The sequence below is a fragment of the Brevibacterium sp. HMSC24B04 genome, from assembly GCF_001806835.1.
GTDB lineage: Bacteria > Actinomycetota > Actinomycetes > Actinomycetales > Brevibacteriaceae > Brevibacterium > Brevibacterium ravenspurgense.
Genome location: NZ_KV786111.1, coordinates 17,225 through 28,133, shown reverse-complemented (window position 1 = coordinate 28,133; position 10,909 = coordinate 17,225). Strand labels below are relative to the sequence as shown.

The window sequence follows — 10,909 nt, the reverse complement described above, 5'->3', positions numbered from 1 at the left end:
AACTCAACCAACGTCCCCGGTTAGTACAGCTAAGCCGCGGATTCCGGCTAACGGGTGTCTTGTTCCCTCCTGGCCCTGTGGCTTAAACCCTGATTGCCCACAAATCCACAGAGTTATCCACAGATATGGATAGTGGGGTTGTGGAGCGCTGCGTTTGCGGAAGACAGTTGCATATGTTCAACGTATTTTCGCTCCAAGAAGCAAAGGCGTTCGGCGCTGAAAAGTGGGAGGTCGAAAGAGCTGTCGGCTGCTGCATCGAGCGGCTGTACCGTGCTTGCTATTTCGTCAATCGCACCTGCACTAAACACACTCAGTTCAACCGTTTCGCAGAACCGGAGATTCTGCGGTTGATGGGGGAGGCGTCCTCAGCAGGAAAGGGCCGCGCGTGGTTTGGTCTGCAGGAGAAGAAGCACCTCGGCAAAGCCGAGTTCATCGGCCGGCGGCTGAGCGAGGGCGATGTTCTCGGCCACACGACGGCGGCCCTGATTCATGGTCTGCCCGTGTTGTCCATTCCGCATAAGGTGCAAATCATCAACCCGTCACGATCGCGGTCCGGGGAAAGATTCACCCGGCGTCAAAGGCAGATTCGCCTAGCCGAAGAGACGGTCCTGTGGCACAGCATCCCAGTCACCGATCCGGTGCGCACGGTGCTGGATATTGCGACTGACAATTCGCTCGAACAGGCGGTCGCCGCTTTTGACGCGCTTCTGCGTTCGGAACCGGTTAAGGCTCAGGGCCGCAAGCATGCAGCTCGGGAGATCATCGCTGCGAATGCGAAGTTTTCTTCTTCGATGCGGGTGGTCAAGCTCATGGAGTATTCGACAGGACTCGCTGAGTCCTTCGGCGAAAGCGTGTGCATGGTGACAATCCGCAATCTCGGCGTCAAGGGGCTGGTCCAGCAGGCCGACATTGTCGATGAAAACGGCGAATTCGTTGCGCGGGTTGACGGCCTGATTCCAGACAAGCGCATCATCATCGAGTTCGACGGGTCCGTAAAGTATCGCGACACCGCCGTCGGCGGCATCAATGAGCGCGGTGATCAATTCATGCTCGAAAAACAGCGCGAACATCGACTACACGTGCTCGGCTATACGGTTGTGCGGATCATGTGGAGCGACCTGCAGAACCCTCTTCAGCTGAGGGCGCGCCTGGCGGCAGTGGGCGCACTCGGCTGAAAGGGTCGCGGCTGACAGGGACGCCCGGGCAGAACGGTGTGTATTCGATGTCTTCGTGGCAAGCTGTGTCGTGTGGAACAGAAGAAGTCCAAGTTGCCGTTTGCTCTTAAGCACGAAGTTGTAGACCGGTTTATTGCAGGTGAAACTGCGAGGGAACTAGCACGTGAGTATGAACTCGGTGGCCCGGACGTGGTTCTGCGATGGGCGCGCCAACAGCGCAAGTGTGGCCGTGTGCGTGAGCAGAATGAGTCAGACTTAGGAGCTGAGCAGGATCAGCTTCGACGTGAATACGAGAAGCTGCAGGCTGAGAAGGCGTACCTGAAAAAACTGATCGAGCTCAAGGCGCAAGGCAGATTCTGAGCACAACGAGGTCGCTCATTGAGCCCTGGTGCCAAGTTCAGGTACCGAAGCGACGCGGGCCCACGCGTTAGCAACAAAAACTCCCGCTAGCAGTTGTTGCTAAGCCGCAGATTCCGGCTAAGGGGAGTCTGCTTACGGCTAAGGGGTGTTTTGGCCAGGGAGGTGGTGGGGTTTCCGCGCTCGCCCCCTTCTTGGCGGCTACCACCGGGTAGCAACAAAAACTCCCGTTAGCCGTGCTTGCTAAGCCGCAGATTCCGGCTTAAGGGAGTTTCCTCGCGGCTAAAGCGCAGATTCCGGCTAACGGGTGTTTTTATGGGCAAACCGCCGAGGTGAAAGGGCAAACCGCCTAAGTGAGAAGGGCTGAACCGCCGAGGCGGAGCTCCAGTACCCGCCGAGCCCCCATCCGAGCCCCACCTCGCCAGACCGCCCCTACCCCAGCAGCGCTTCGAGTTCGTCCCAGCGTTCCTTCGGGACGGCCTTCAACGATTCAACGGCGTCGGCCATGGGTACGCGGATGATGTCGGTGCCGGAGAGGCTGGTCATGTAGCCCCAGCTGGCGTCGTGGATGAGGTCGACTGCGGCAAGGCCCAGCCGTGTGGCGAGTACGCGGTCGTAGGCGGTGGGAACGCCGCCGCGCTGCAGGTGGCCGAGGATTGTCGCGCGGGTTTCGATGCCCGTCATGCGTTCGACCTCAGCCGCAACGTAGTCGCCGATTCCGCCGAACCTCGGCCTACCATCAGCAGCGATCGCCGCCACGCCTTCTTCTGCGTCAACGCCGACCGGCACGAACCCTTCTGCGACGACGACAATCGGTGCGCGGCCGCGATCGCGGGCGCTTTCAACCCATTCGACGACCCGTTCCATCGTCACGGGGAATTCGGGCAACAGGATGGCCTGTGCGCCGGCGGCCATACCGGCGTGCAGCGCAATCCAGCCGACGTGCCGGCCCATAACCTCAACGACCATGCACCGGTGGTGCGATTCTGCTGTGGTGCGCAGGGCATCGATGGACCGCGTGGCAATAGCCGCCGCTGTGTCGAAGCCGAACGTGTAGTCAGTGCTGCCGAGGTCGTTGTCAATGGTTTTGGGAACACCAACCACGGGCAGTCCCTCATCGTCAGCGAGACGCGCGGCACCAGCGAGGGTGCCCTCGCCGCCGATGGCAATCACCCCGTCGATCCCGTTGTCCTTCATGACCTGGCGCATCGCATCCGGCCCACCCCCGGAGTACGGGTGGGTGCGAGACGTGCCGAGAATAGTTCCACCTCGGCCGCTGATGCCGCGCACATCGTGCGTGGTCAGGGGGTGCAGGTCGCCCTCCAGCAGGCCACGCCATCCGTCCCGGATGCCCACGAATTCGTCACCGAAGAGCCGTACGCCCTTGCGGACGGCGCCTCGGATGACTGCGTTGAGTCCGGGGCAGTCGCCGCCGGAGGTCAGAATTCCGATCTTCACTGTGGTCCTTTCGTCCGTGTGTGCGGAGGGGCTGGTGGGCGGTGGGCTGGTGCGGGGGTCTGCTGCTGGGTTTGGCCTGCCAGGGTAGTTCTTACGAGGCGCCGCTCACCTTGGTCTGCTTCTCAAGAAGGTTTACCTGCCGTCGGGCCGGCTGCGAGGGTCCAACTGAACGTCGTTTCCGCCCATGAGGTTGAAGCCTTTGATGATCAGCGTTCCGTTTGAACCGTCGCCTAGGGCGTTGGGCTTGATGTCGTTGCCGCCGAGAATATTCACTGAGTGGTCGATGATGCGCACGCCTGCGGGCACGTAGATATCTGCACCGCCCATTGTGTTCACGCTGATGATGGTGATTTCTGCGCCCGGCCTGCAGACTTCAGACAGATAGAGGTCGCTGCCGCCCATGAGCGCGAAGCACGTCACCTCCGGGGTGTTCGCGGCGATCGTCTTGGTGGATCCGCCGAGAACCGCGATGTCTGTAACCGACGGCCCGTCTCCGGGCCGCGCGGGAACAGTGCTCTTCTTCGGCTGCACAGCTGACGAGGTGCCGCCCGGCTTGGGGACGTCTGTTTCCTCGCGGATGCGGGACTCGACTTCGTGGCCTTCGGGAAGGTCGTCGATGATCGGCGGCAGTTCGTTAAGGTAGACGCTGGCCAATACGGTGCTTTGGCGTTCATCAAGCTCTTCGGGTGAAAGCCGGCCCGCGGCGTGCGCAGCAGAGAGAACGCGGAGGACATCGTCGCGGTCGTGGTCTGACGCGCGGATCAGCTTCCGGTCTGGGCTGTTGTCGTCGGCGGGCCGGTGATCAGTCATTCTTCAACCATAATGCGCGAGCCGGATGCGCGACATGGAATAAATGCGGAGAATGAGCGAATCCCAGGCAAATTCGGTGCAAAACACCTCTCCAGACGCGTTACAGTTGGAACGCCTGAAACCGCCAGGTCAAGCACCGAACGACCGTGTTTTGACCGAGTGGCTCGCCGAGGGTTACTCTAGGTGTATCTGCGATTTTTCGGCAGACGGTGCTGTTGTCAGTTGACGGTGGAGTTTTCATCATCACACGGTTATCACCAGCACCGGCGGTTGTTCGCCATAAACCGACAATCAGCGCAGCTGCGCTGATGACGGCGGCGAAGAACTGCATCTGCAGTCGGGCACGCAGCTTCACCCGGCCGCAGAAGGATATGCTCCTGAACCCTCAGGAGATTAGGAACAACGAGAAGCATCGGAGAACCTGATAAGTGCCTACAATTCAGCAGCTCGTCCGTAAGGGACGACACGACAAGCCGGCGAAGAACGCTACGCCTGCTCTTAAGGGCAGCCCGCAGCGTCGCGGCGTGTGCACCCGTGTGTACACGACCACGCCGAAGAAGCCCAACTCGGCACTGCGCAAGGTCGCACGTGTCAAGCTCTCTTCGCAGATCGAAGTGACCGCCTACATCCCGGGTGAAGGCCACAACCTCCAGGAGCACTCGATTGTGCTCGTTCGCGGAGGCCGTGTGAAGGACCTCCCCGGTGTCCGCTACAAGATTGTTCGCGGTGCACTCGACACTCAGCCCGTTAAGGGCCGTCAGCAGGCTCGCAGCCGCTACGGAGCGAAGAAGGAGAAGAAGTAATGCCGCGTAAGGGTCCCGCACCTAAGCGCCCGGTCGCCATCGACCCGGTCTACAACTCACCGCTGGTCACCCAGCTCATCAACAAGGTCCTTCTCGACGGTAAGCGCTCCACCGCTGAGCGCATCGTCTACGGAGCACTCGAAAGCGCTTCGGAGAAGGCCAACGTCGAGGCTCTGACCCTTCTGAAGAAGGCGCTCGACAACATTCGCCCGTCGCTGGAGGTCCGCTCCCGCCGCGTCGGCGGTGCCACCTACCAGGTGCCGGTTGACGTCCGCCCCGCCCGTTCCACCACGCTGGCTCTGCGCTGGCTGGTTCAGTTCGCTCGTCAGCGTCGTGAAAAGACGATGACCGAGCGTCTGATGAACGAAATCCTCGACGCATCCAATGGCCTTGGTGCTGCTGTGAAGCGCCGCGAGGACATGCACAAGATGGCTGAGTCCAACAAGGCCTTCGCTCACTACCGCTGGTAATAATCAAACGGTGCCCGTTTCGGCGGGTACTGCTTGTCCAGGTACTTCTTACGAGAGAGGGACACCGTGGCACTTGAAGTGCTGACTGACCTTAACAAGGTCCGCAACATCGGCATCATGGCTCACATTGATGCTGGTAAGACAACAACCACCGAACGAATCCTGTTCTACACCGGCGTCAACTACAAGCTGGGCGAAACCCACGACGGCGCTTCGACGATGGACTGGATGGAGCAGGAACAGGAGCGCGGCATCACGATTACGTCGGCCGCCACGACCTGCTACTGGGAAGACAACCAGATCAACATCATCGACACCCCCGGGCACGTCGACTTCACCGTGGAAGTGGAGCGTTCGCTCCGCGTTCTTGACGGCGCAGTTGCTGTGTTCGACGGTAAGGAAGGTGTTGAGCCGCAGTCCGAAACCGTTTGGCGTCAGGCTGACAAGTACGACGTTCCGCGCGTCTGCTTCGTCAACAAGATGGACAAGCTCGGTGCTGACTTCTACTACACCGTCGGCACCATCAAGGACCGCCTCGGCGCTAAGCCGCTGGTCATCCAGCTGCCCATCGGCGCTGAAAGCGACTTCGAGGGCGTTGTCGACCTCCTCGAAATGAAGGCCTACGTCTGGCCGGACGAAACCAAGATGGGCCAGGACATGCAGGAAATTGAAATCCCTGCTGACCTGCAGGAGCGTGCGGAAGAATACCGCGCAGCTCTCGTCGAAGACGTTGCCGAAGCCAACGAAGAGCTCATGGAGAAGTACCTCGAAGAGGGCGAACTCTCCATCGACGAAATCAAAGCCGGCATCCGCCAGCTCACCATTGCCTCGGAGGCCTTCCCCGTCATGTGCGGTTCGGCTTTCAAGAACAAGGGTGTGCAGAAGGTCCTCGACGCGGTCATCGACTACCTGCCCTCGCCGCTCGACGTTCCGCCGGTCACCGGCCTCGTCTACGGCAAGGAAAACGAAGAGGTCGTGCGCAAGCCCTCGAAGGACGAACCGTTCTCGGCTCTGGCCTTCAAGGTTGCCACCCACCCGTTCTTCGGCTCGCTCACCTACATTCGCGTGTACTCCGGTCACGTGAAGTCCGGTGACACGCTGCTGAACACCACCACCGGCAAGCGCGAGCGCGTCGGCAAGCTCTTCCAGATGCACTCCAACAAGGAAAACCCTGTTGAAGAGGCATTCGCAGGTCACATCTACGCTTTCATCGGTCTGAAGGACACCACCACCGGTGACACCCTGTCCGACCCGGCCAACCCGGTTGTTCTTGAGTCGATGGCATTCCCCGAGCCCGTTATCTTCGTTTCGATCGAACCTAAGACGAAGGGCGACCAGGAGAAGCTGTCCTCGGCTATTCAGAAGCTCGTGAAGGAAGACCCGACGTTCACGGTCAACCTGAACGAAGAAACCGGCCAGACCGAAATCGGCGGTATGGGTGAACTTCACCTCGACGTCTTCGTCGACCGCATGAAGCGTGAATTCAAGGTCGAAGCCAACATCGGCAAGCCTCAGGTTGCGTACCGCGAAACCATTCGCAAGACAGTCGAAAAGTACGACTACACGCACAAGAAGCAGACCGGTGGTTCGGGTCAGTTCGCCAAGGTTCAGATCACCATCGAACCGATGGAGGTCGAAGGCGACAAGATCTACGAATTCGACAACGCGATCACCGGTGGCCGTGTGCCCCGCGAATACATCCCGTCGGTTGACGCGGGCATCCAGGATGCCATGCAGGTCGGTGTTCTCGCCGGCTACCCGATGGTCGGCATCAAGGCCACGCTGGTCGACGGTGCTTACCACGACGTCGACTCGTCGGAAATGGCGTTCAAGCTCGCAGGTTCGATGGCATTCAAGGAGGCCGCTCCCAAGGCGCGCCCCGTGCTGCTCGAGCCGCTCATGGATGTCGAAGTCCGTACTCCTGAGGAGTACATGGGCGACGTCATCGGTGACTTGAACTCGCGTCGCGGACAGGTCCAGTCGATGGAAGACGCTACCGGCATTAAGGTTGTCCGTGCACTCGTCCCGCTGTCGGAAATGTTCGGCTACATCGGCGACCTGCGTTCCAAGACGCAGGGACGTGCCGTCTACGGCATGCAGTTCCACTCGTACGCCGAAGTTCCGCAGAACGTTTCGGACGAAATCATCCAAAAGACCCGCGGCGGAGAATAATCTCCCCGTTGCTCGGTGGGGAAGCTGAACGCTGCCCCGCCGGGCGCAACAAGTAAAAAGGCGCGGCGCTCACAAGCTTGCGCCGCACCAATCACTAGGAGGAACCCAGTGGCAAAGGCTAGCTTCGAAAGGACTAAGCCGCACGTCAACATCGGTACCATTGGTCACGTTGACCACGGTAAGACGACTCTGACCGCGGCAATCACGAAGGTCCTTGCAGACCAGTACCCCGACCTCAACGAAGCACGTGCTTTCGACCAGGTCGACAACGCTCCCGAAGAGCGTGAACGTGGTATTACCATCAACGTTTCGCACGTTGAGTACGAGACCGAAAAGCGTCACTACGCACACGTCGACGCTCCCGGTCACGCTGACTACGTGAAGAACATGATCACCGGTGCCGCCCAGATGGACGGCGCAATCCTGGTCGTCGCTGCAACCGACGGCCCGATGCCCCAGACCCGTGAGCACGTTCTGCTCGCTCGCCAGGTTGGCGTTCCCTACATCGTCGTGGCTCTGAACAAGTCCGACATGATCGACGACGAAGACCTCTTCGACCTCGTCGAAATGGAAGTTCGCGAACTCCTGTCTGACCAGGAATTCCCCGGCGACGACGCTCCGGTTGTCCGCGTTTCGGCGCTCAAGGCACTCGAAGGCGACCCGGAATGGGTCAAGTCGGTTCAGGACCTCATGGCAGCTGTCGACGAAAACGTTCCGGAACCGGAGCGCGACATCGACAAGGACTTCCTCATGCCTGTGGAAGACGTCTTCACCATTACCGGTCGCGGTACCGTCGTCACCGGTCGTGTTGAGCGCGGCATCCTGCTGCCCAACGAAGAAATCGAGATCGTCGGCATCAAGCCGCAGTCCTCGAAGACCACCGTCACCGCAATCGAAATGTTCCGCAAGACCCTGCCGGACGCTCGTGCAGGTGAAAACGTTGGTCTGCTGCTCCGCGGTACCAAGCGCGAAGACGTTGAGCGCGGTCAGGTCATCGTGAAGCCCGGCAGCATCACCCCGCACACCAAGTTCGACGCACAGGTCTACATCCTGTCGAAGGAAGAAGGCGGCCGCCACAACCCCTTCTACTCGAACTACCGTCCGCAGTTCTACTTCCGCACCACGGACGTCACCGGCGTCATCACGCTGCCTGAGGGCACCGAGATGGTCATGCCCGGCGACGACACCGAAATGTCGGTCGAGCTCATTCAGCCGGTCGCCATGGAAGAAGGCCTCCGCTTCGCAATCCGCGAAGGTGGACGCACCGTCGGCGCAGGCCGCGTCACCAAGATCCACGCCTGATCTTCTGACAGGCTGACTAAGAGCCCCGTGGTTTCGACCACGGGGCTCTTTGCTGTCAATAGGGGAGTGGCGGCACGCCGTGATGTACGACATCGAACCCGGATTTGAGCTTGTGTGCTAGGTGTGCCAAGATAGGTAAGTTGCGTTTTCGGGCGCAGACCCCTGCTCGGCATCAGTCGGATGCCCGGAAACATCGGAAGTGAATCCAGTACGGGTTCGGTTCACCGAGGCAACTCTGCAAGCGAGTCGCACTGCCCAGGCAGCTTTTTTAAAAAGAAGTTCGCGACACGCCCGACCGCGGGGGTCGGAAGAACAGCTGGTGCAAACCGCCAGATCCGCAAGGACAGGTGGTTGATGGCCAGGAAGAACAAAGGATGGAGTTACGACGCCATGGCCGGACAGAAGATCCGCATCAGGCTCAAGTCGTACGACCACGCTGTGATCGACAGTGCTGCACGCAAGATCGTGGAGACCGTCACACGCGCTGGCGCTACGGTTGTGGGCCCCGTGCCGTTGCCGACTGAAAAGAACGTGTACTGCGTTATTCGGTCGCCTCACAAGTACAAGGACAGCCGCGAGCACTTCGAAATGCGCACCCACAAGCGGCTTATCGACATCGTCGACCCGACGCCCAAGGCTGTTGACTCGCTCATGCGCCTTGACCTCGCCGACGACGTCAACATCGAGATCAAGCTCTAAGGGAGGGACTTTCAATGGCTAACACCCGTTCCAAGGCCCTTCCCACTACCCGCACCTTCAAGGGCCTGCTCGGCAAGAAGCTCGGCATGACCCAGGTGTGGGACGAAGAGGGCAACCTCGTTCCCGTCACCGCCGTCGCAGTTGACACCAACGTTGTCACCCAGATCCGCGACGTCGAAACCGACGGCTACGCAGCAATCCAGATCGGCTCCGGCGAAATCGACCCGCGCAAGGTCAACAAGCCGACCGCCGGTCACTTCGACAAGGCTGGCGTTACGCCCCGCCGCTACCTGGTTGAGCTCCGCACGGCCGACGCCGGCGAATACTCGCTTGGCCAGGAATTCGGCGTCGACGTGTTCGAAGCCGGCACCAAGGTTGACGTGACTGCCAACACCAAGGGCAAGGGCCACGCAGGCGTTATGAAGCGCCACGGCTTTGCTGGTGTCGGCGCCTCGCACGGTCAGCACCGCAACCACCGCAAGCCCGGTTCGATCGGCGGCGCAGCCACCCCCGGCCGCGTCTTCAAGGGTCAGCGCATGGCCGGCCGTATGGGCAACGTCAAGCAGACCACCCAGAACCTCACGATCCACGCAGTCGACACTGAAAACAATGTCCTGCTGGTCAAGGGTGCTGTTCCGGGAGCCAAGGGTGCTGTCGTCCTCGTTCGCTCTGCAGTGAAGGGAGCATGACTCCGATGGCTGAAACCAAGTCAATCGACGTTCTCGACGCAGCCGGCAAGAAGGCCGGAACCGCTGAACTGCCCGCCGCGATCTTCGATGTGCCGACCAACGTCGCGCTCATTCACCAGGTCGTGACCGCGCAGCTCGCAGCTGCCCGCCAGGGAACGCACAAAACCAAGACCCGCGCTGAAGTCCGCGGTGGTGGCCGCAAGCCGTGGCGCCAGAAGGGCACCGGCAACGCACGCCAGGGCTCGATCCGCGCTCCGCAGTTCGCCGGCGGTGGCATCGTCCACGGTCCGGTTCCGCGCGACTACTCGCAGCGCACCCCCAAGAAGATGAAGGCAGCAGCTCTGCGCGGCGCACTCTCGGACCGCGCGCGCTTCGGCCAGGTTCACGCAGTGACCGCCCTCGTCGACGGCGACAAGCCTTCGACCAAGGCAGCTCGCGCAGCAATCGAAAAGCTCTCGAGCAACAAGCACCAGCTTGTCGTCGTCACGAATGACGACCAGGTCACCGAGCTTTCGGTTCGCAACCTGCCCAACGTGCACACCCTGCACTGGGGACAGCTGAACACCTACGACGTGCTGATGGCCGACGACATCATCTTCACCGAGGCAGCTCTCAACGCTTACCTCGGCAAGAACGAGGAGGCAGCCAAGTGAGCAGCGTAACCATCAAGGACCCGCGCGACATCATCATCGCACCGGTCGTTTCGGAAAAGACCTACGGGCTCATGGACGAAGGCAAGTACACCTTCCTCGTTGATCCCCGGTCGAACAAAACCGAAATCAAGTACGCCATCGAAAGCATCTTCGGCGTCAAGGTCGACAAGGTGAACACCTTCAACCGCGAGGGCAAGCGCACGCGCACCCGCACCGGTTACGGCAAGCGCAAGAACACCAAGCGCGCCGTTGTCGCCCTTCGCGAAGGATCGATCGACATTTTCGGCGGATCGCTCTAAGCGATCCAGTTCAGAAGGAATT

Annotated in this window: 12 protein-coding genes; 10 read left to right on the top strand and 2 right to left on the bottom strand. The window is 60.5% G+C overall.

Translation table 11 applies throughout. The features are described from left to right. Positions 1-173: 173 nt before the first annotated feature. Complete coding sequence (locus tag HMPREF3092_RS09770; protein ID WP_070424742.1) at positions 174-1,175, top strand: PDDEXK family nuclease; 1,002 nt, start codon at positions 174-176, stop codon at positions 1,173-1,175. A 72-nt stretch (positions 1,176-1,247) separates the two neighbouring features. After that, positions 1,248-1,535 (top strand): hypothetical protein, encoded by a 288-nt coding sequence (locus HMPREF3092_RS09765; protein WP_070424741.1) that lies wholly within the window; start codon positions 1,248-1,250, stop codon positions 1,533-1,535. A gap of 429 nt (positions 1,536-1,964) precedes the next feature. Here HMPREF3092_RS09765 and HMPREF3092_RS09760 read toward each other — a convergent pair whose 3' ends face one another. Together HMPREF3092_RS09760 and HMPREF3092_RS09755 are read right to left on the bottom strand one after the other, a co-directional pair. Further along, complete coding sequence (locus tag HMPREF3092_RS09760; protein ID WP_061941408.1) at positions 1,965-2,990, bottom strand: ATP-dependent 6-phosphofructokinase; 1,026 nt, start codon at positions 2,988-2,990, stop codon at positions 1,965-1,967. A gap of 132 nt (positions 2,991-3,122) precedes the next feature. Next, a complete protein-coding gene (locus HMPREF3092_RS09755) occupies positions 3,123-3,800 on the bottom strand; it encodes a DUF1707 SHOCT-like domain-containing protein (RefSeq protein ID WP_070424740.1) in 678 nt (225 codons plus the stop codon). Between the two features lie 428 nt (positions 3,801-4,228). Between HMPREF3092_RS09755 and rpsL the strand changes: the two genes are divergently transcribed. The 8 genes from rpsL (at position 4,229) to rplW (ending at position 10,887) form a co-directional block, all read left to right on the top strand. After that, positions 4,229-4,603 (top strand): 30S ribosomal protein S12, encoded by a 375-nt coding sequence (gene rpsL, locus HMPREF3092_RS09750; protein ID WP_019174631.1) that lies wholly within the window; start codon positions 4,229-4,231, stop codon positions 4,601-4,603. After that, positions 4,603-5,073 carry a 30S ribosomal protein S7 gene (gene rpsG, locus HMPREF3092_RS09745; RefSeq protein ID WP_019174632.1) on the top strand — a complete coding sequence of 157 codons (471 nt, stop codon included), beginning with the start codon at positions 4,603-4,605 and terminating at the stop codon, positions 5,071-5,073. Before rpsL ends, rpsG begins: the two co-directional genes overlap by 1 nt. 66 nt (positions 5,074-5,139) lie before the next feature. Next, positions 5,140-7,245 (top strand): elongation factor G, encoded by a 2,106-nt coding sequence (gene fusA, locus HMPREF3092_RS09740; RefSeq protein ID WP_062022166.1) that lies wholly within the window; start codon positions 5,140-5,142, stop codon positions 7,243-7,245. A gap of 108 nt (positions 7,246-7,353) precedes the next feature. Beyond that, positions 7,354-8,547, top strand: a complete 1,194-nt coding sequence (gene tuf, locus HMPREF3092_RS09735; RefSeq protein ID WP_061941402.1) for an elongation factor Tu — start codon at positions 7,354-7,356, stop codon at positions 8,545-8,547. 390 nt (positions 8,548-8,937) lie between these two features. Next, on the top strand, positions 8,938-9,246 hold the full coding sequence (rpsJ, locus tag HMPREF3092_RS09730; protein ID WP_019174635.1) for a 30S ribosomal protein S10: 309 nt from the start codon (positions 8,938-8,940) through the stop codon (positions 9,244-9,246). A 14-nt stretch (positions 9,247-9,260) separates the two neighbouring features. Next, positions 9,261-9,935, top strand: a complete 675-nt coding sequence (gene rplC, locus HMPREF3092_RS09725) for a 50S ribosomal protein L3 (RefSeq protein WP_019174636.1) — start codon at positions 9,261-9,263, stop codon at positions 9,933-9,935. 5 nt (positions 9,936-9,940) lie between these two features. Further along, entirely contained in the window at positions 9,941-10,588 is a 648-nt protein-coding gene (gene rplD / locus HMPREF3092_RS09720) for a 50S ribosomal protein L4 (protein ID WP_061941422.1), read from the top strand. Beyond that, positions 10,585-10,887, top strand: coding sequence for a 50S ribosomal protein L23 (rplW, locus tag HMPREF3092_RS09715; RefSeq protein WP_019174638.1), 303 nt, complete (start codon positions 10,585-10,587; stop codon positions 10,885-10,887). The genes rplD and rplW overlap by 4 nt, the downstream gene beginning before the upstream one ends. Positions 10,888-10,909 lie beyond the last annotated feature (22 nt).

What these genes read in the sequence shown, in the direction of transcription:
- HMPREF3092_RS09770 (WP_070424742.1), top strand. Translation starts at nt 174, where the DNA reads ATGTTCAACGTATTTTCGCTCCAAGAAGCAAAGGCGTTCGGCGCTGAA.
- HMPREF3092_RS09755 (WP_070424740.1), bottom strand. Translation starts at nt 3,800, where the DNA reads ATGACTGATCACCGGCCCGCCGACGACAACAGCCCAGACCGGAAGCTG.
- rpsG (WP_019174632.1), top strand. Translation starts at nt 4,603, where the DNA reads ATGCCGCGTAAGGGTCCCGCACCTAAGCGCCCGGTCGCCATCGACCCG.
- rpsJ (WP_019174635.1), top strand. Translation starts at nt 8,938, where the DNA reads ATGGCCGGACAGAAGATCCGCATCAGGCTCAAGTCGTACGACCACGCT.
- rplC (WP_019174636.1), top strand. Translation starts at nt 9,261, where the DNA reads ATGGCTAACACCCGTTCCAAGGCCCTTCCCACTACCCGCACCTTCAAG.
- rplD (WP_061941422.1), top strand. Translation starts at nt 9,941, where the DNA reads ATGGCTGAAACCAAGTCAATCGACGTTCTCGACGCAGCCGGCAAGAAG.